We start from the raw sequence: 20807 nt of genomic DNA on the forward strand, positions 1-20807 counted from the left end.
CCAAAGGGGCCATCAGAATGGAATTATTAATGGAGGAAATAAGAAGCATAATATCTTCAGACCAAATTCTTACGAGTTTGGCTGATCGATATAGTTATAGTTATGATGCTTCATTCGGCAGCTATCTTCCTGAAGTGGTCATCCAGGTGAAAAATAAGGAAGAGATTTCTTCACTTCTGAAGCTGGCCAATACATTTAACATACCCGTTTACCCAAGAGGACAGGGGACTTCTTTAAGCGGAGGTCCTCTCCCTGTTAAGGGGGGGATGGTTTTAGACATGTCCCAATGGAATCGTGATTTAAAAATTTACCCTGATGATTTGGTGGCTGTCGTATCACCGGGTGTACTGACAGCGAACATCAATCAGGAAGCAGAAAAGTTTGGACTCATGTACCCCCCTGATCCAAGCAGTGCCCATGTATCAACAATTGGAGGGAATTTAGCGGAAAACTCCGGCGGGCCAAGGGGTTTAAAATATGGGGTAACAAAGGATTATGTTATTGGTTTGGAAGTGGTGACACCTGAGGGAGAAATAATCAAAACAGGCGGAAAGACAATAAAAAATGTAACTGGGTATGACTTAACAAAATTGATCGTTGGATCCGAAGGCACGCTTGGCATCATTACGGAAGCAACACTGAAATTAGTGCCAAAGCCACCAGCATCAAAGACGATGATGGCTGTCTTTGACGATCTTGTCCAGTCAGGACAAGCGATTTCGAAAATATTAACTTCCGGAATCCTTCCGGCCAAAATGGAAATAATGGATCAGTCTTCCATAATAGCTGTGGAGAACTATCAGCCGCTGGGACTCCCTATTGAGGCAGAAGCCATACTCTTAATAGAACTGGATGGCCACCCTCTGGCGATTGAAAAGGAAATGAAAAAAATAGAAAAGATTTTTACAGAATTTGATTCTGTGAAAGTGAAAATAGCAGAAAATCAGGATGAAGCACAGAGTTACTGGAGAGCAAGAAAGCTGGTTTCCCCGGCTATTGTAAAGATAAAACCAACGAAAGTATCTGAAGATGCAACAGTGCCCCGCAGCAAGATTCCCGATATGTTCCAAAAACTAAAAGAAATCCGGGAGAAATATGATATTCATTTAGTCGTGTTTGGCCATGCGGGTGACGGAAACCTTCATCCAAATATTATCTGTGATAAGAGGGATATGGAGGAAATGATACGGGTTGAAAAAGCAGTAGAAGAAATCTTTAAAGCTGCTGTTGAACTGGGAGGGACACTCTCCGGTGAACATGGAATTGGCACATTAAAAGCCCCTTTTATGGAAATGGAATTGGGTGCAGCCGGACTTGATATGATGAAAAGAATTAAACAAATATGGGACCCGAATAACATCTTGAATCCTGGTAAAATTTTTCCTGAAGAAGGCCAGAAGCTGGTGCTGCGGGAATGAGTACAGGAGCCGGTCTAAAAGACAGATTACATTATAAGGAGACGTTTAATTGTGTCCAATGCGGATATTGCCTGCCGGTTTGCCCCACTTACGAAACGATGAAGAGCGAGGTGCATTCGCCGCGCGGCAGGATTAATCTTGTCAAAATGCTGGCAGAAGACAAGATCAAGGCAGAGGATTTGCGGGAACCCATCGAAAAATGCCTGGGATGCCGCGCCTGCGAAACAGCCTGTCCCACCAGCGTACAGTATGGGAAGATTTTAGAAGGAGCAAAAGAAGTTCTAGAATTTGCAGAGCAAAAATCGAGAGCGCAAAAAATAAGTGAATCATTGATTTATAATCAAATGTTTCCATCAAAAAGATGGATGAATACAATCGGTAATCTTTCATGGTTTTATCAAAAGTCCGGGCTGCAGAAAATGGCACAAAAAATGGGATTAACTCAGCTTGCTCCGCTTCACCTTGGGAAATTTGAGTCCGTTCTCCCTGATCTTCCATCTCCTGCAGAACGGAAAAACAGGGTTCAAGTCTACAAAGCAATTGGAACCAGGAAACTCACTGTTGGATTTATTACCGGATGTGTCATGGATGCCATCTTCTATGAGACGAATAGGAACACAATCGACCTGCTGACCAAGGCAGGAGCTGACGTACTTATTCCTGTAAATCAGACGTGCTGTGGAGCACTTCATGCACATGCCGGAAAAATAGCGGACGCTAAAGTTTTGGCCAAACGGAATATAGAGACATTTGAAATGGAAAAAGCAGACTATGTCGTTAACAATGCTGGAGGGTGCGGTTCGACCCTTTTGGAATATGCTGAACTATTCAAGGGAGACATCGAGTGGGAAAGCCGTGCACAAGCTTTTTCTAATAAGGTAAGAGATATTTCACAGGTACTATCTGAATTAGACGGTTTGAGCTTTACAAAGGAAGTGAATGGAACCATAACCTTTCAGCCATCCTGTCATATGATCAATGTTCAAAAGGTAAAAGATGAGCCATTATCTTTATTAAAGCAAGTAACAAGCAAAGGGTACCGTGAAATGAATGACAAAGAACGATGCTGTGGATCCGCAGGCATCTACAATATTGTTAACTACGAGGATTCCATGGAAATACTGGACAGTAAAATGAAAAATGCGAAAGACACATATGCATCAATAATTGTAACTTCAAATCCAGGCTGCCTGCTGCAGATGAAATTAGGCATTCAAAGGGAAGGGCTTGAGAAGAGTGTAAGAGCTGTTCATCTTGTGGATTTGCTTGTTGAGGCTGGGGCGGTTTCTAAATAATTTATAAGTAATAAAAATGAAGAAGTAGGAGCTGCAATAGATTCAACAGTTATCGGCTATTAATACACGGTTTACTTGAAGGGACACCACCCGCACAGTGAGAATACTGTGCGTTTTTTTGAGTTGAAGTTTATTGATTTAATGTGTGGGGGGATAGGCCTCTCACTCCACAAAAAAAATTTGTGGAGTTGTTCTTTAAACAAGTCTTTTTGAGATAATATTTAATTATTAAGGTAACTTAAGTGCGGAGGTTAGTTAATGAGCAAACAACGTTGTCTGGTATGTTTCCAGATTAAAAGTTCAACAGAATTCGCTTTGGGAAAAAAAGAGACTTGTGATGCTTGCATAAATCGCAGCGCCATGAAAACACGGTTGAAATATTCAACCAAGAAAAAGAGGACAGAGGTCTGCTCACAGTGCGAGAAAAAGGTCCAGGCTGTGAACGTGGACGGATGGTGCCAGGTGTGTGTGAAGGAACGCGAGAAAGCTCTTAAAGTGTCACCCAATAAGCTAAATAAACAAAAGGCACAGAACAGAACAGTTGAAGAAAAAATCTCAAAACTTAAAAGAGACGCTGCAAAAATAATTGTTGAATTAGTTCAAGATAATAGACATAATACTATCGTTGGTTTTGAGGAAATAGAGCTTAAAAGCATTTCGTATACTTATTTATATAAAAACTATTCTTTAGAGGAACTAGTATTGATTTTAACAGCTCTAAACCGTTAAATAATAGTATTTTAAAAAACTCCATTCAGTTTATATATCAGTTTAAGGAAGTGAACTAAAAATGAGCTTAAGAGATTTAACTCTTGAAGAACTTGAGGACCTTGAACAAGAATTGCATGAAAAGGGAGAAAAGAGTGATTATGGTTATTACGCCAAACTAGTAAATGTCTATGAAGAGATGTATAGAAGGTTAATTCCACTAGTAAAAAAAGATCGAGCAATGCACGAATATTCGCTAAAGTATACAAAAAAACTGCTTGTTTCCTATCTAATTAAATACGGTACATATTTAAAAATGAACAACTCTAAGGATGATCGAGTTGCTTTTTCATCCTTAACAAAAGCATTAAGATATCAGAAAAATATTCCGATTGCCTATTATAGATTAGGATTCTTATCCTATAAGCAAGGCGATTACAGCCAAGCTGTACGCTATTTTCAAAAGGCATTGAATTATCATAAATTAGGGGATGACCCAAGCTTTAGCCTTAATCAACAGCAGGAATTTCACGCACATATGTATCTGGCAAACAGTGCATTATATGTGGCGAGTTCAACTTATGAAGAAATGGAAGGTCTCTCATACTCCTCAGCAAAGCAACTCCCCAATTTAGCACTTTCACCATTATATGAAACCTTGAGGGACAATGAGCAGTTTTTAAAGAATCATGCTTTTTATAAAATTTCAAAAGGACAGATTGAGACCTGTTCGAAAGACACTTGCGAGGAAGTTGCCGAAAATGGGGAAAAGAATACGGTCGTCGTTTATTTTAATGATCGAGAAAATATCTTGTTCTTTAATGGGGAAGAGACCATAATTACCCCGGGACAGGCAAATATGATCAGGCATTTTCTGCTGTCATCTAATGAAAAGAAACCATGCACGAGAATGACGATGAAGGACTTTTTTGGAAGGACCGGAACGGACGGAGAAGTTAAGAAAAATACCTTCATTAAATCAATTGAGCGTCTCAGAGCCCGACTGAAAACATTAAATATGCCTGACATTATCGATGTGAAACAGTACCAGGGAGAAACAGCCTATTATTTTAACGAAACGATCCTATATATTGTTCTGTTCAGGGTTGATGATGCTTTTGCGAGTGACTATGTAAGCTGATGACAGGGCTGTCATCGCTCTTTTGTGATAATAAAGCTACATTCACGAAAGGGAGATGATGTTAAATGAAAAACTGGAATACATTATTCATTCGCCAAGGATTTGCTGTGAGGGAGTACTCAAAAAATGAGTTTGACCTTTTTAATGAAACCGAAGAAAATATAGAGTTTTTAATGGAGTGTCTTCAAAAAGCAGGTGTAAACTTCACACGTCAGCATTTCTTTCTTACTATTCACTCTGAGCCTGTTACTGAAAAAGAGTGGCTGGCTGCAGCTGATTTCCCTCACAGAGGGTACGGAGAAGGGCTTTGGTTCAATGCTGAAAAGGAAGAGCCGAAAATCAGGGAATTGGATTTGTATATCAGCGGCTTGGTCCGTCAATTAAACCGTCTAAAATTATTTACTATGGGAAGCTGCGACGGCAATGGAATAAGATATGCATCAATCCAATTTCGCCCCGGCGTATCTATGGATAAAGCGGCAAAACTTTTCAGCATCCTTTCTGATAAAAAGGTCAGAGTCAGAAACCAGCGCTTGATTCTGCCGCATTCCAGAGAGGAGCTTTTAGAATTAGCGGAAAAAGCTTTGAACATAGATGGAGCCATCCTGGAACTCGAACCGGAAGAAATCGAAAAGCAGCTGTTTTTTGACCAGCTGGAGGAGCTCCTTAACATCAGCGGAGAAAGCGGAAACGAGGGTAAAATCCGCAAGCATGCAGAAAAGATACTTGCTCCTCTAGTTGATCATCTAACTGTTGACAGCAAAGGCAACATCCTGGCTCAAAAACGCTATCGAGGCGGCAATGGACCGACTATTTTATTAAACGCCCATTTGGATACTGTACTGCCGATCGATCCAGGCAGAATCATATTAAAAGAAAATAACATCTGGACCAGCAGCTCCGGCATTCTGGGTGCAGATGACCGTGCTGGTGTGGCGGTATTGCTGCAAATGGCTAAAAACCTGGAAAAAAGCAGCTTTAGAGGCACTGTGAAATTTATTTTAACTGTTGAGGAGGAAATTGGGCTTGTAGGGGCACAGCATGTCGATGAATACTTCCTCTGGGACGTTGATGCAGCAATTGTTTTAGATCGTCGGGGCACTGGGGATATTGTAGTTTCATGCGGTGGGTACATTCCGTTCTGTGATGTAAGATATGGCCAGTTTTTTGAGGCTGCAGCCGTAAAAGCGGGATTGAAGAACTGGAAATGCACAAATGGAGGAAGCAGTGACACCAGGATTTGGGCTTCACATGGGATTCAGAGTGTTAATTTATCTGTTGGTTATTTTAATGAGCATACCAATGATGAGAAGCTGGATGTGGAGGCTTGTTATAATACGGTGAAGCTGGTGGAGGCGGTTTTTGAGATGGCGCGGGAGTTGAGGAGAGCTTTGGCAGGAAGAGACAGAAATAAATTTTATTTTGCAAACTAATTATTGATTTTTCTAAACTTGGTAATCAGGGGATGGTTCACGCGGTTATACTCTGAAAGAGAAACATAAGAACTGTCCCTGCGTTTCGTCTTCTTAATACCTTCTGGACGTTTTGTGCCAAAAGGAGTGTATTTGCATAAGGAATGTTGACAAGTAGTCTATATTAAATTTTGCAGGTCTTTTATAGACTGGAAAATTAAATGTCATAACGAACATTTAGATAATGCCATAAATACTTAGACATATTTTATTTATTACTTAAAAAGGTGTTCAATTAATGAACTGTACCCCCAATTACGGACAGTTTATAAAAAAGCGCCTATGCAGCTAATAAGTGGCCTCGGTATTGTACCGGGGTCATTTTATTTAAGCCCCATTGATAACGATGATGATTATATTCTTCGATTACACGATCTACTTCTTTCTTTACATCCTTTATATTTTCAAGTGATTTATACTCTGATAAGTCTTTAAAATGTCCAAAGAAACTTTCCATTGGTGCGTTATCCCAACAGTTTCCCTTTCGGGACATTGACTGAGTTAGGCCAAGCTTTTTTACTTTGCTTTGGAATAGAGGATGCGTGTAGTGCATTCCTTGGTCAGAATGCAATATGGCCTCTGGATGAAAGTGGTTGCCAACAGCTGCCTTTAACTTTTTTAACGTTTTATAAACAATATCCATCTCTAAAGACGTGGAAAGGTAGTAGGCAAGAATTTCTTTTGTAGCTCCGTCCTTTACGCAGGATAAATATGCTTTTTGGCCCTTTCCATTATAGAGATAAGTAATATCAGTAAGCAGAACCTTTTCTGGCACTGCCTGATTGAATTCACGGTCAAGAAGGTTAGGGCAGGTTCGATGTTCCTGAGTTGCCTTAGCCATCTTACGATATGGATTGGCTTTCCGTATCTTAGCTACAAGATTATATTTTGCCATTAAACGTCTAATCTTCTTGTGGTTCATTACAGTTGAATAGTCATTCTCCATAATCATTTTTATCTGGAGTGCACCTACTTTTTCTCTTTTGCTTATGAAAATTTCTCGGATTAACTCTATGTCCAATTCATCCTGCTCGTCACGTCGTGCCCGTAATGGTGCAGCCTTCAACCAATCATAGTAGCCACTTCGACTGACACCTGCCAGTTCACACAGGTAGGAAACAGCTTTACTTAACTGATGAATTCTGATGGTTTTCTCGATCAACGAGAACTTCTCAGCTGCCGTTAATATCGTTTCTTCTTCAACGCCTGCCTTTCTAACTCTTCCAGCTTTTTTAGGAAGTCATTCTCTGCCTCAAGGAATTTAATTCTTGCTTCAGCTTTTTTTAATTTCTCTTCTGCGGAAAGTTGCTTTAAAGAAGGACGCCCGGTACTCCCTTTGCCTCTGCGTTCCGTAAGGAAACCTTCCTTTCCAAACCTTTCATATGAATCCCTCCAAAACTTAAGACAACGCTGGGGTTGTTTCTTACCGATCATATCAAGGTCGAAGCCCTGTTCAATAAAGATTTGCGACGGTGCTTTTCCATTTTTATATTCCGTAACTGCTTTTAGCTTAAACTCAGGACTATAGGAGATTGACCTTTCAGAAGCGCATAAAACATTAGGATTCTTTTCAAGCTCTTTAATTTGAAATTCATTATAAATATTCTTACTCATATTAATCCTCCGCCCATATTCGTTAAATCTATTGAAACACAAAAAACCCCGGATAGGGGCACTTTTTTATCAGTGTCCGCTATCCGGGGTATAGTTCATAATGAGCAGCTTTTTTTCTTTAATTTGTAATAATGTGGGTACAAGACGCATCGATGAATCTAAGAGACTATATTTTTGCGATAAAGACACCAAATAGACGAAAATCGTCTACTGTTGGTGTCTTTATTTTTTATTTTTAAACTACTAATAATATACAGAGGAATGATTAATAGATGGAAAGAGCAAATATTAGCGGTAATAGAATAAAGGAAGCTAGAAAACGGGCCAGTATGGATCAAGTAGAATTAGCTGTTGCATTAGAGGTTGAGTACAAAGTTAATTTAACTCAATCTGATATATCAGAGATAGAACGTGGAATTCGCGGAGTTAAAGATTATGAGCTAGATTACATTTCAAGAATTTTAAATGTGAGTCCAATTTGGCTTCTTAGAGGTCAAAGTAATGAGATTTAAATATGATGAACTAAGTCAAGCTACATTAATAGTTAACTCAATATATGAAGGTGGTTCAAAAGGAAGTCCTCCTGCCGATGATCCTTTAACAAAGATATTTAAAGTTGACGGCTTTTTAAGAAGTGTTGGAAATAGAAGTGGATTTAGGAAATCTATGAAAGAAAAAAATGGAAAATCAACAAAAGATGTTGCTTTTGCTGTAATTTATTCTACGGGAAAAGTGAAGGAGTGGCCAGATTTCTATGATAAAAAAAACCAAACCTTTACATATTATGGTGACAATCGAGAACCAGGAAACCATTATCTAAATACAAAGCAAAGAGGGAATTTACTATTAAAGGATTTATTCGAAAAGGCCGCTTCAAAATCACCTGAAATTAGAAGGACTATCCCTCCTATTTTTGTATTTGAATCCACGGGGATTGCCTCAAATGTGGAATTTCTAGGTCTAGCTGTTCCTGGTGTTAAGGGGACAGCAGTAGACCAATCATTAGAGTTAGTTACATTTGGAGAAGAAGGAAGTCAGTTCCAGAATTATAGGGCCACTTTTACTATGGTAGAAATTGAATTAGAGGGAATTAGCAGGAAATGGCTGGCAGAACTTAAGGATTATAATGGAGATACGTTTAGGTACGCTCCAAAAGAGTGGGTGAAATTTGTTGAAGAGGGTCTAAATTCCGTTTCAGTGATGGATGGAAATTCTGGAGAACAAACAACTTTACCCAATGTTAATGGATATTCACCAAGTGAAAAGCAATATCTCCTTAAAACTAGACTTACTCAAGGGAAATTTCGTGAAACACTACTCAAGCGTTCGAGAGTTTGTAAGCTTTGCGGGATGGATAATATGAATCTACTAGTTGCCAGTCATATTAAACCTTGGAGTCACAGTGACGATAGAGAACGAATTAATTTCTATAATGGCATACTGTTATGTCCATCGCACGACGCTGCATTTGATAAGGGGTTAATTAGCTTTAAAAGCAATGGTAATATAGTCATTTCATCTCTCCTTAGTCAAGAAAATCAAAAACTCCTAAATGTTAACCCAGATATGAAGATAGAGCTGAAACCAAACCATAAAAAATTTATGGACTGGCATTTGAGCAAGGTTTTTGTAACGGAATAGTATTCGTACATTATTCTTACGAGGTAGGGAATAGCTTTTAGAAGAGTACAGGAGTTTAATTATTTAAAATGGCTTTTGGTTTACTGGTAATTAAGTAAAAGATTCAAATAAGCTATGAAGAAGAGTTAAGACGTTAGGAACCAAAATTCGTAAACAGGATTTAATGACTAACTGTAAAAAACAAGACTATAACAAAAGATTAGATAAGAAACTCTGCCATGGCGCAGGGTTTCTTCCTTTATGTTAATCATTTAATCAAGAAATCCAATTAGAAAATGGTGTCTGATACTACGTCAAGAAAATAGACACAGATTTTTCTACCGCGCTTTCGCTTGGTGGCCTTCATAAAAAAGTTTAAATAAAGAGCGATTTAAACTTTTTTATGAAGGAAAATCATGCTGCCGAATTTCCATACATTCGCTCAAATTCATTCGGTGTATTGTACCCCAGGGTTGAATGGATCCGCTTGGAATTGTAGAAAAACCCAATGTATTCAAATAGCGATTTCTTCGCGACCTCTCTTGTTTTATACTTTGTTTGATACACTAGCTCACGTTTAAGAATGCCGTGAAAGGGTGATACCTCGTGTGAATCGGGAGTATGGCGAATGAGGGTTAGCAGAGTATCATGGCTCACTGGCAGGTGCAGGTGCCTCGATAGCTTTTCAGCATTGAGGCAACTGGTGGAAAACGCCAATTTCCGGAGCAATTCCTCAGCACGGAGAGTCCTTCTTTTCTTTGGAAGGATCCATTCATATCTTTCCGTAAACACTTCCGTGCTACAAGACGGAGAATCACAAAACCATTTTCGGGCCAGTAGAAGGAGTTCAACTTGTTTATTGTTCATTGGCAAATCCTGAATAGCCCTTGAATACCGGCTATGCCTTCTGGTTGTGGAAGTTTGGCAGGCAGGGCATATGGAGGATTGTGTGGATGGCTCAACGACTAACGTGATCTTTTCTTCAGATTCATCAACGGAATGTAAAGTTAATAAAGGATCAGGGAGTGGAAAAGGAATTAAGGGTCCCATTGTTTGTCTCCTTTTTCCTTTCTCTATACCCAAATACTTTCTTTCGGAACCTCTCACCACTTGTCCGTAAGAACCACTTTCTGCTTGCAAAAAACACTACAGCAAAGAGTATAAAATCTGGTGTTGAAATATGAAACATAAGAAGTATCATTAAAGGGGGAAGGCTTATACAATGGAGCTTGAAATAAGAAAAGAGGCCACTCAAATTGAAATGAGTGGCTTTTTTGTATTTATAGTTAGAAGGAGTAGGTCATTAGAGTATTAAGGAACAAATAAATAACAATAGATCCGTAACAATAGTGCGCATACCGGTCGTCTCCAGCGTTGGTTGATAACCGAGTATTCATCACCCAATTAAAACTAAATCGCTAATAAGAAACTGTTGTTAGCTACATTGTTTCCATTTTCGAAATTAAAACAGAAGTGCAGGAAATTTAGTGAAGCATCTTTAGCAATTAATCCTATTTGGAAAGATTAAAATAAAGTCTTGATGAAAATCAAGGCCGTATTGATTTGTGTGTGGCTTCAGCTGTTTTTGCTTCATCTATGAAAGAGGCGATTTTTTCGATTGTAATATCGAATTCCTTCCTGATTTCATGCTCCCAAATCCTAAGTATGTGCCACCCTCTTTGAATGTAATATTGGGTGTGTTCTTTATCGCGTTCCTGATTACGGTCGAGCTTTTTCTTCCAAAAATCTACATTGCTTTTTGGCATTCTTCCATGTAATGGACAAAAATGCCAGAAACATGAATCTATGAAGATAACGATTTTATATTTCTTTATAGCTATATCTGGGGTACCGACCATTCCTTTTACATTTCGTCTGAATCTGAAGCCCCTTTTCCAAAGTTCATGAGTGACCATTGACTCCAATTTGGATACTGCTTTTATTGACGACATTATCTTGCTTCTGGTAGTAGATTCAGTAGACATGACCGTACTCCTTTATAAAAGATATGTAGTTAAAGTCTACCTATTTTAAGGAAATTTAAACATTTATCATTTATTTTTCCCAATTTAAAAGAAATGAAGTTTGGTGAAATAGGGATTGTTCTTTTCTTCTGCATCATTCCGAGATAACATAGTTAATATTGGAAGTAGCATTGGTTCAGGGAATATGCCGATGATAAATGCTAGCTATTGATACTGCGAAAGATAACTTAATGTACCAATTAAATAAAAAAGCCTCAGCTGGGTGCACATGACCTTGCACTATCCAAAATAAGGCTAGAATGGTATGTATTTAAGTGATTTATAGTTATAAGTCAATTTGTAAATAATATACAAAAATAATATAATTAATACAAAGAGAACCAAAAAAAAGGGAGATTAGAACCGTGACGAAAGAGGTAATCTGGCAAAAGTTAGCGAGTCTTATAGAGATTGATTATAGTTTAATAAATTATAGTGAACTACAAGGAATGTTGAGCAACAATCCAGCACTTGCTGTTGCTTATATGGATCCAGTGTTTTATGCTATTTCGCTTCAACGAATGAAACAGTTGGCAAACGAAGCAAAAACTGAAGAGATGTTTGAATCTTATTTTCAAGCATCCACGATTGAAACCGGATGGGAATTATTAAAAAATAAATTTGCGATTTCAGCAACAGAATATGCTAGTGCCCTGGAATATTGTACGTTAAGCAGGAAGAAGTTTAAAAGTAACTTATCAGCTGAAGAAGCAGAACAGGGTTTGTCCCAAATACTCTTCATTGCAGAGAAACTAGAAATTGATGAATATAAAGCGGAGCTACCTTTTGATACCAGGTTAAGTGAATCAGAAACAGCAGTTACAATTGACGGTGAATCAAAGAGGTTATCGACTGAAAATGCCATTTCCACTAAAGAGAGTAAGTTTGTATCTATGTTGGAAGTTTTGCAGTCTTCTTCTAAGGAATCGGTTGCAAACGCAGATTCCTTTGGAGGACTTCGTAGTTACATGCATGTGAAAAGGGACATTCAAAAAGATTTCGAAAAGATTTTGAACGATTTAAAGCAGAAGGAAAAGCCTGGCTTACTTCTTTTATGTGGTAGTGTTGGAGACGGTAAGAGTCACCTGCTAGCTTACATGAAGGAAAAGCACCGTGACCTTTTAGAGGGATTCTTTATTCATAATGATTCCACGGAGTCGTATGATTATGATAAAAACTCGTTGGAAACGCTTGAAAAAGTATTATCCCCATTTAATGATTCTGGAACCCCTAGCAGTCCTGTAATCATCGCCATAAATCTTGGTGTCTTACATAATTTTTATAGTAAACAACGAAAAGAAGGAAGATTCAAAGCTTTATGTGATTTCATCGAGAGTTGTGGCGTTTTTGATAAAGGGCAGCAAGGGAACAATCAAGACGGTGATTTTTATTTGCTTAATTTTGCAGATACACAGCCTTATGTTTTAACAAAGGAAGGACCAAAATCACCATTTTTCTTGCAGCTCATTGAAAAGGTGACGGCCCAGGATAATAGTAATCCATTTTTTTTAGCCTGGATCCAGGATAAGGAAAAAGGAATAACAAGTGCTGCACATTCAAACTATTATTTTCTACAGCATCAGGAAGTGAAAGAGTCTATTGTTCAGTCACTGATTGAAGTGATGATCAAGAAAAAAGTGTTTATCTCGACAAGGGCGTTTTATAATTTGCTTTTTGATATCATCGTACCAATTAATCAAGAATTAATCTCTACCGAGGCAGAAATAAAAGTAAATGATATGCTACCAAATTTAATGTATGGTCACCCTGATCGTTCACCATTACTTGCTGCATTGCATGAGGTCGATCCTGTAAAAAGAAGGCTTGAAGCAACTGATCGGTTAGTTTCTAATTTAATGCTTAAATCTGATCCCTTCCACTATGTTAAGGAAGAGCTAGGGGGAAAAATGAGTATTGGCCCCTGGAAGCAGGTAAACAGCATGCATCAAGAGGGTAATCAAACAGAATTTGCACGACTGTTTGTAAGACAGTTTGCCTTGTTATATAGAAAAGATTATGATGAGGCCTATCGAGAGTATGTAAGCTATTTGTACTCCTTCTATAAGGGTGATGGAGAAGGCATAGGTCAATTGTTTGAGTTAATTGAAAAAGTAATTTATGAGTGGAAGGGTTCACCAAAGGATCGCTATGTTTTTGCTGACCCACCGAACAAGTTATTTCGTGTTGCGTATCAAATCACTATTGAGCCTGAAGTAGATGATAACGTGTTTGGTGCAGCATCAAAAAATGATAATGTAGAGCGTTTTACCTCCTCTATGAGACTTGGCTTTAATCAAAGGGGAAGGACTTTTTTATTTGAATTGGATTATCAATTGTATTCACTGCTTAAGCGGATTAATGGTGGGTATCGGCCGAATCGTCAGGATATCCAAGATGCACTTCAATTCTCGGAATTTCATGATAAACTCCTGCAATCTGCAGATAAGAAAAACAATGTCCTTCTTGTTCATACACCCGATGGAAGCATGCGTGAGTTGAAGAAGCCGCGTTTTTCAAAGGCTTATTATGAAGTTGGAAAGGTGAATTAAAATGGTGTATCAATTAGATTTTGATAGAATTACTAAATTTATAGAGAAAAATGGGAAATATACCTTTAGGAGACGGTCTGTTACAAGCATTTTACCACTTCCAACAAGGGAACCTGAACGTGCGAAATTCGAGCGAGGCTTTTCTTCCATTACTGGTGGGGTTATCCGAAAAGTGTATGGTAAAAACATAGTTATTAATACAAGTGATGAAAGTATAGAGGCTATTCTTGCAAACGGAAAATTTTCGGATGAATCGGACAAAGCCTTTTTTGAAAATTATTTAAAGGAACAAATAAAAGAGCTACACCTAGGAAAGGTCACAAATCTTAATGAATTAGAACGTATACCGTTGACTGAAAATACGGATGAGCGAAAGGGAGAAATCGATTTAATTCATTTCTTTTTTGATACATTCATTCGAAATGATGAAGAGCGACTTCGAGAGATTTTAAAAAAACAAGATGATGCTAATTTATTATCAGAGATAATGGCCCTTACTGTAGCAACTGCATCATTAAAGAATAACAATAAAGCAAGCTATGGTAGTCCTTTTCCTCAACTAAAGGAACAATTCTTAAAGGATTTTGAGAACTTAGCAAGGAATCCTAGTTTCCTAGTTGATAATATTTCGTTGTTATTTGTTCATTATACATTTGCTGCTATGTCGCAGCTTATCCTTCAAATGAATAAAGGGACACGGTTCAGCCAGCATGAGCTATTACCGGTCTATTACATTTTACAATGGGAAAAAGCAGCAAAGTGGCGAGACAGCTATAAGCAAGGGAACAAATTGTTGATGGGTGAGATGGACGGCTTTTTTGCACATGAGCATGCGTTAAACATCTTAGGAATGAACACATTCTCAAATGAGAGCAACCAATTTTATCATGATATCTACTGCATGCTGCGAGAAGCAGGTACAGAAGCAGAACAGGACTATATTAAATCAATCTACAAGTGGCTGAAGGAAGTATACCAGGTGAAAACAAATATTGATGTGGAGGAATATTCCGAAGAGAAAACATTGGAGATGGCGTTTGACGATTTGATTCATGCTGTTAGAAAAGGTATTTCAAATGAAATCAACTCCAGGTATCTGAAGGCATTCAAAGAGATTATCTCAAAGTTTTTCCGGAAGCATGGTGGATCACTTGGTACGATTCTAGCCTTGTCACAAGAACATCTGTTAATGCTGGTGGCAGTATCCATCACTGAAGAACGAATTGAATTAAAACAATTATGGAAAGAACTCGAAAATCGTGGTGTATGGCTTGATCACCATTCAAAAGAGGAAGTAGTGAAGGTGCTTGACAAATTGAATTATTTGGAGAAGAAAAGTGATAGTGGGGATGCACAATATGTTAAATACATTTTATGACTATATCGGTGACCAGCTGGTTTCATTTTTTGAAAAAGAAGCCTTGAGGAATAAAATAGATCGTTATTTCCTATATTTACCAACCGAAGAGATTATTACAAGTTTATATCAAGCCATTGGTAATCATGAAAGTAAAATACCCTTCCCTTATCGTCATAAGGAGGGCTCTAAGTCATATGAAACTTACGCTCTTCAATTTGGGAAAATAAAATATGTAATAGCAACAACAAACAACACCAATATTGATTTTCTTGTTACTCTACGGAATGAAATGAGTGAACAAAAAGGAGATTGGGAGAATACTTCGTTAATTCTTCTCTGTAATACTCTGAATGATTCAATCCGTGGAGGTAGTCGAGATTTAACAGGGGAAGGCTTACCACTTCATGTTAGTAATATCGCTGGAGATCTTGGCCAGTTATTGCTAGACAGTGAATTAAATGCAATCGAGCGGAAATATGCAAGCCATTATTTAAATAGAAGAGAGTCGGAACATCATTTGGAAAACTCTTCCTTTCTTGATTTTGAGGATGTATTAGCCCTTGTCAGTAAAGGAACTCTTGAACATGAGGATTATCGTTCACTTCAATATTTTTATGATTCAGGGCTTGAGGACCTTGTAAGGGAACAGGAATTTGAGTCTATTGGTTCGGCCAAATGGAAGCAATTGGAGAAGAAAATTGATAAAAAGCTTACAGAGAATAATAGTGAACATGAGGAAATTGAAAGAATCCGCTCACTTGGTAATCCAAAGGAAAAGCTAGAGGAGGCCTATGACAAAGGTGGAACAAAGCTTAACAGAGATGATTGGTATACCGTCGACTTTTCGGATGTCGAAGATTGGAAGGAAGCAACGATATCAAAGCGCGCAATTGAGTTTTATAGTGATAAAGTCAAAGTGAACATGGGCTCACAATCAATGGCTTTTTGGAATCGCCCGAAATCAGATACTGCTGCGGGAAGAAGGAATTGGAGCTTCCTTATTTTTCACCCTACCTATAAAGAGGGGGAAAAAATAGAGATTACGTTACCTTTTGATCGACATGTCAAGAAAGAGTTTTTAAATTCCACAAGTAAAAAGGTGGCGAGAACCAGTGGTCATTCTGTAATTGCCGAGTTAACTCTCGAACAAGATGGGGCTACCTTTGGTAGGGTTGTGTATAAACATGAAAATGCGACAAATGGGAATTACACCTTTACGTTTGTTGTCGTGGCAAGTGAGGCTACATTCTTTGAAGCATTTCGAACATCCTTTCAAGTAGTCGCTACCTCTAAAGCAAAAAGAGCGATTCATTTAACATTGGATAACCAACATTTGGTATTTGGTGATGGATCCAAGGATATAAAATTAACAGAACAGGGGCAATCAATTTCAATCGAAGATGGTGCAACAGTCCAAGCCACACCTGGATTACTAGAGGAAGATGAAAAGAACATTCGCTTTACAATTGTCACTCCACGATTTGAAATCCCAATCGAGGTAGCGGATGAGGTGCTGAAAACCATACCTATAAATGGAAGGATGTTATGGGAAAAGAAACGTAGTATCCAAAGCTCCTTTTTAACAGACAAAGAGGCGAAACGAGTCGAAATCGATAATCTGCCATATGTTACGTTTGCAGAGGATCGTCCATTTTTAGTCATGGAATTTGATTGGATAAGAACTAGAGTTCGTCAGGCATCCATCAAGTTTAATGAATTAATCCCTGAACAGGTAGTACTACCAGAAGTGGTCGAAAAAGCATATGATGCTTTCTTAGATTCAATCGAACAAGCAGGAACGATTCCTTCTTTACTTTATTATACCGATGCGATTCGGGAAAAGGCAGAAGCATATGTAGAAGCCTATATTGAAGCGATTGATAACATTCGTGATCAACAGATTATGACGAATGAGGAGAGAGGTCTATTTTATCTAGGAACTGCAAGGGATGAATATGTTATCTTCATGACACCTTTCTCACCCTTGAATGTAGCTTATCAATTGCAGATTATGAAAGAGAGTAAAGGGGAGGCCATTGATTCCAATATCCTCAATAAGCTTCATGCAGTTTACTCTCTCCCTTATCTTGTGTCATATGAAGGGAAATTGTTTAAACCAACGACGGATAGTCGACTACCTGAATGGCATGCTTTTTTACCTAGTGAAGAAGTGACTGTGGGAGAAACAAACACATATTTGGCACAGGTTGTTGAGGAAAAGCTTGACCAATTTTGTGACCATTATGATTACCTGTTTTCATTAGACCCAAAAGCATCCGTCCTATTAAACGTTATCAATATATCTAATGATAAAGAACTGTTACGTGGTATCGTAGCCTGGTTTAAGAAGCAGATCAAGGAGACAAATAGTTTATCCGGATTACGACCGATTGAAGTGGTTTCTTATCGGCAGGATTTTGATGGTTATAGTGCGTTTGATGAACTCAATGATATGGGGAATGCTGAAGAAATTGCCAATCGACTTGGCATAAAATTCTCGATGGGGGATTATTTAGCAGAGGATATCTTGCGTACAATTCAGCAGGTGTTGCGTTATTCGAAGCGAAATATCAATGAAAATGTGCAATATAGCCATATTACCTTCTATAAAATGAAAACAGAAGAGCAGGTGGTTAAGCAGTTAGTTAAGGATGCACCCAGTAGCATAAACCTAAATGGCTTATTTACAACTGTTACATCTTCGAAAAGTGATAATGGCGGATATCGGGTAGGCTTTGGGACTGGGGGAGATAGTAAGGCGGACCAGACGCTATTAGCGAGGTTTGCTGTAAAAATGAACGAACTAGCCGCTAACATGACTGATAAAGGCCAAAATCCTTATACAAAAGGAATTGCCTTTGCCATGCATATAAGTGGAGAGGATGAGGAGTATCTCTCCTCACTTTATAATAAATCTCACTGGTTGACCTTTATTGATCCTGTCCTGGATTTAAAGTATTTTCAAGAGTCTTCAGAAAATCTTGTGATTGTTCATTACAGTGATCAACATTCATCTTCTAATCATTATGACGCAATTACAGTAACCGATAAATCAATCCAATATTTTAATGTTATTCATGATTTCTTGAAGTCCCAACATGTAACAGTAAGTGATGAGAACATTGAAGATGTGATTCGATTATTCAATACGTTTAATGGAGAGTGGCTTCTTCGCGCTGTACAAGGACGATCCCATGATAAACGTGAAAAAATGAGTGTTGTTTCTGCAATTAAACAGGCTCTCCTGCATTTTGACAATCCAGACGTACTTTGGGTCCCTGTGTCAATGGAAGAAATTGTGCGGGTGGCTGGTAGTGTCAAACTAAGTAAAAAAGCTGGGCTTTTCTCAGGAAAAACAATTGGAAAACGTGGAAACTGCAGTGACGACCTGTTAATGGTGGGGTTAGAAAAAGTAGAAGATGGATTGAAAATCCATATGTATCCTGTGGAAGTAAAGATCGGTCTGAACGATTCCAGTGTGATTGAAAAGGGAATTAACCAGGTAAAAGAATTAAAGCAACGCTTAAACGAACAATTAATAGAACAGGATACGTTTGATGCTCGTTTTTTACGGAACTTTTTCACAAGACTCTTTATTAATAATGCTTCAAAAATGAAAAATAACAAAATATGGCCTGCAAAGGATTATACTCTTACTCCAGATGTTATTCATCAGTTGTTGAATGATGAATTTGAAATTGTAGATACACTGCGTGCTGAACATGGACAAGGTCTTGTTATTTCGTTTAAAAAGGGTGCAAGGTTACAGGTGAAGGAACGACGCAAAGGTGTTATTGTACTGGAGCTTCCTGAACAAAGCGGGTATGATACATTAGCAAAACCGATGAATGAATTAGCTCAGAACTACAAGGAGCAGCCTGAGAAAATTTATACAACTCCAACTGAAATGGATGGCGGAGATAACATTGCTGCTGATTCCGATGGGTATAAAAAGCATGAAGCTGGAAGTGGGGAAAATAGTAAGGTAAGTGCTGCTGGAACGGAAAATGCCCAAAGTTCTGAAGATGATAAAAAAGCTAATGCTGGACGAACTTCTGAAGATGTTGAGAAACAAACAGAAGGTATTATGGAACCTCCTCATGTAGATGATCAGAAAAAAGAAAGTGATGAACAATATGCAGTAGATGTTGGAGCGCAGTATGGTGGAAAAGGGGCAACCGTACCTACTTCTATTGTTAAGAATTGCGTACGTCCACTAATAGGGATAACAAATAATCAAGACATCTTCTGGGAATTTGATCATTCAGGATTATCGAATCGACATCTAATCATCGGAGGACGTTCTGGACAAGGGAAAACCTATTTTATTCAGTCATTACTTCGAGATTTATCAAGGGCAAACCAATCTGCAGTAGTAATTGATTACTCCAGTAGTTATACGCGAACACAGCTAGATCCAGTCTTTTTAGCGGATATGGGTGAAAAGTTAAGGGAAAGAATTGTGTATCATGAAGGTTTTCCGCTCAATCCATTCCTGCGTCGTGAAAAGGAAGTTGCAGGAGTCGTCGGAAAAGAAAAGCCGACTGAAGTAGCTCGTCGAGTTGTTGATGTCTTTTCATCTGTCTATAATGGCTTTGGTTCGCAGCAAAAAAGTGCCCTTTACGAGGCTGTAAAACGTGGCATCGAATTATACGATGACAAGATGAAAATGGAGCATTTACTTGAAATTTTAGAAGAATTGGACTCCTACTCCAATTCTGTGTTATCTTCAGTTATGACTAGAATTATCCAATTCATTGATATTGATCCATTTGATTATGAATCTAGAAATCAGTGGGACGAATACTTTGCTCGTGGTGGAAACATTACAATTATCCAGCTAGCTGGATATGACCAAGATGAAATCAAACGTCTTATGGCTGAGTTTATTCTTTGGGATCTATGGTATTACACGCAAAATGGAACAAAGGATAAGCCAATCCCAGTAATATTGGATGAAGCACAAAACCTCGATTTCTCAGATGGCTCGCCATCTGCCAAAATCCTACGTGAAGGCCGGAAGTTTGGTTGGTCCGCATGGTTTGCTACACAAACCTTTAATAACTTTTCAAAGGAGGAGCTATCCATTCTTGATAATGCAGGAACAAAGGTATACTTCAATCCAGCTGAAAGTGAAGTACGTGTACTAGCAAGTAGGATTGGAAATGCAACACCTGATGAATTACGCATGTTGCAGAAGGGTCAATGTCTCGTACTAGGACAGTTTATACAAGCAGATCAGGGATTAGGTAATCCTTCGTATAATATTGTAAAAGTGCCGGCTATGAATAGTAGGTAGGAAATTTAAACAAATATTAATTGCTTGTGGCGGGAAAGTTCGAGCCTCGAGGTCTATATTTTTAACTGAAAGTGAGTTTTAAAAAGTAAAACACTTACAAATGTTGATACATCAAAATTTGTAAGTGTTTTTTGTTTGCTGAAAAACTACTAAAAGAGATAGGTTTCGTTATGATTTTACATATCTTTTACAGCTATTAGTTTTTGAAAAGGTATATTGCTGTAGACGTCAAGTCGAATTTTACACTTTTTGCTCATTTCCTTTTTACACTTCGGCTGAAAATATGCTTTTCCGATTTCTCATACGA

12 protein-coding genes and 2 pseudogenes are annotated in these 20807 nt (G+C 38.2%); 10 read left to right on the top strand and 4 right to left on the bottom strand.

Annotation, left to right across the window (positions count from 1 at the left end):
* Positions 1 to 17: 17 nt before the first annotated feature.
* From BK139_RS13925 to BK139_RS13945, 5 genes are all read left to right on the top strand, one after another.
* Positions 18 to 1418, top strand: a complete 1401-nt coding sequence (locus BK139_RS13925) for an FAD-binding oxidoreductase (RefSeq protein ID WP_076259759.1) — start codon at positions 18 to 20, stop codon at positions 1416 to 1418.
* A complete protein-coding gene (locus BK139_RS13930; RefSeq protein ID WP_076259761.1) occupies positions 1415 to 2713 on the top strand; it encodes a (Fe-S)-binding protein in 1299 nt (432 codons plus the stop codon). The genes BK139_RS13925 and BK139_RS13930 overlap by 4 nt, the downstream gene beginning before the upstream one ends.
* Positions 2714 to 2971: 258 nt before the next feature.
* A complete protein-coding gene (locus BK139_RS13935) occupies positions 2972 to 3442 on the top strand; it encodes a hypothetical protein (RefSeq protein ID WP_076259763.1) in 471 nt (156 codons plus the stop codon).
* Between the two features lie 61 nt (positions 3443 to 3503).
* Positions 3504 to 4562 (top strand): tetratricopeptide repeat protein, encoded by a 1059-nt coding sequence (locus tag BK139_RS13940; RefSeq protein WP_076259766.1) that lies wholly within the window; start codon positions 3504 to 3506, stop codon positions 4560 to 4562.
* Positions 4563 to 4627: 65 nt separating this feature from the next.
* Positions 4628 to 5995: a M20/M25/M40 family metallo-hydrolase gene (locus BK139_RS13945; protein WP_076259769.1), complete on the top strand. Its 1368-nt coding sequence runs from the start codon at positions 4628 to 4630 to the stop codon at positions 5993 to 5995.
* Positions 5996 to 6314: 319 nt separating this feature from the next.
* On the opposite strand, the gene BK139_RS23620 is transcribed toward BK139_RS13945, so the two are convergent.
* A protein-coding gene (locus BK139_RS23620) for an IS3 family transposase (protein ID WP_139325633.1) occupies positions 6315 to 7648 on the bottom strand; the annotation gives its coding sequence in 2 pieces (ribosomal slippage) (positions 6315 to 7276 and positions 7276 to 7648; 1335 coding nt in all).
* Between the two features lie 272 nt (positions 7649 to 7920).
* Between BK139_RS23620 and BK139_RS13960 the strand changes: the two genes are divergently transcribed.
* On the top strand, positions 7921 to 8160 hold the full coding sequence (locus BK139_RS13960; RefSeq protein WP_076259773.1) for a helix-turn-helix domain-containing protein: 240 nt from the start codon (positions 7921 to 7923) through the stop codon (positions 8158 to 8160).
* Entirely contained in the window at positions 8150 to 9289 is a 1140-nt protein-coding gene (locus BK139_RS13965; RefSeq protein ID WP_076259776.1) for an HNH endonuclease, read from the top strand. The genes BK139_RS13960 and BK139_RS13965 overlap by 11 nt, the downstream gene beginning before the upstream one ends.
* 393 nt (positions 9290 to 9682) lie before the next feature.
* Here the strand turns inward: BK139_RS13965 and BK139_RS24405 are convergent.
* The 3 genes and pseudogenes from BK139_RS24405 to BK139_RS13980 form a co-directional block, all read right to left on the bottom strand.
* Positions 9683 to 9862 (bottom strand): annotated as a pseudogene (locus BK139_RS24405) (IS3 family transposase); the annotation flags it as partial.
* 231 nt (positions 9863 to 10093) lie between these two features.
* A pseudogene (locus BK139_RS24410) lies at positions 10094 to 10318 on the bottom strand (transposase family protein); the annotation flags it as partial.
* Between the two features lie 497 nt (positions 10319 to 10815).
* Positions 10816 to 11253, bottom strand: coding sequence for a very short patch repair endonuclease (locus tag BK139_RS13980; protein ID WP_076259779.1), 438 nt, complete (start codon positions 11251 to 11253; stop codon positions 10816 to 10818).
* 404 nt (positions 11254 to 11657) lie between these two features.
* On the opposite strand from BK139_RS13980, the gene dptF reads away from it, so the two are divergent.
* The 3 genes from dptF to dptH are packed head-to-tail and all read left to right on the top strand — an operon-like array spanning position 11658 to position 20500.
* On the top strand, positions 11658 to 13841 hold the full coding sequence (gene dptF / locus BK139_RS13985) for a DNA phosphorothioation-dependent restriction protein DptF (protein ID WP_076259782.1): 2184 nt from the start codon (positions 11658 to 11660) through the stop codon (positions 13839 to 13841).
* A 1-nt stretch (position 13842) separates the two neighbouring features.
* The gene (gene dptG, locus BK139_RS13990) at positions 13843 to 15219 is read left to right on the top strand and encodes a DNA phosphorothioation-dependent restriction protein DptG (protein WP_076259785.1); all 1377 of its coding nucleotides are present in this window, start codon (positions 13843 to 13845) and stop codon (positions 15217 to 15219) included.
* Positions 15200 to 20500, top strand: a complete 5301-nt coding sequence (dptH, locus tag BK139_RS13995; protein WP_076259787.1) for a DNA phosphorothioation-dependent restriction protein DptH — start codon at positions 15200 to 15202, stop codon at positions 20498 to 20500. The genes dptG and dptH overlap by 20 nt, the downstream gene beginning before the upstream one ends.
* Positions 20501 to 20807 lie beyond the last annotated feature (307 nt).

Origin of the sequence: Paenibacillus sp. FSL R5-0490 (assembly GCF_001956215.1) — a bacterium.
In the GTDB taxonomy this organism is placed as follows: Bacteria; Bacillota; Bacilli; order Bacillales; family Cytobacillaceae; genus Cytobacillus.

Bases quoted from the DNA above. Each gene is read 5' to 3' on its own strand.
- BK139_RS13925 (WP_076259759.1), top strand. From the start codon at position 18: ATGGAATTATTAATGGAGGAAATAAGAAGCATAATATCTTCAGACCAA.
- BK139_RS13930 (WP_076259761.1), top strand. From the start codon at position 1,415: ATGAGTACAGGAGCCGGTCTAAAAGACAGATTACATTATAAGGAGACG.
- BK139_RS13935 (WP_076259763.1), top strand. From the start codon at position 2,972: ATGAGCAAACAACGTTGTCTGGTATGTTTCCAGATTAAAAGTTCAACA.
- BK139_RS13940 (WP_076259766.1), top strand. From the start codon at position 3,504: ATGAGCTTAAGAGATTTAACTCTTGAAGAACTTGAGGACCTTGAACAA.
- BK139_RS13945 (WP_076259769.1), top strand. From the start codon at position 4,628: ATGAAAAACTGGAATACATTATTCATTCGCCAAGGATTTGCTGTGAGG.
- BK139_RS13960 (WP_076259773.1), top strand. From the start codon at position 7,921: ATGGAAAGAGCAAATATTAGCGGTAATAGAATAAAGGAAGCTAGAAAA.
- BK139_RS13965 (WP_076259776.1), top strand. From the start codon at position 8,150: ATGAGATTTAAATATGATGAACTAAGTCAAGCTACATTAATAGTTAAC.
- BK139_RS13980 (WP_076259779.1), bottom strand. From the start codon at position 11,253: ATGTCTACTGAATCTACTACCAGAAGCAAGATAATGTCGTCAATAAAA.
- dptG (WP_076259785.1), top strand. From the start codon at position 13,843: ATGGTGTATCAATTAGATTTTGATAGAATTACTAAATTTATAGAGAAA.
- dptH (WP_076259787.1), top strand. From the start codon at position 15,200: ATGTTAAATACATTTTATGACTATATCGGTGACCAGCTGGTTTCATTT.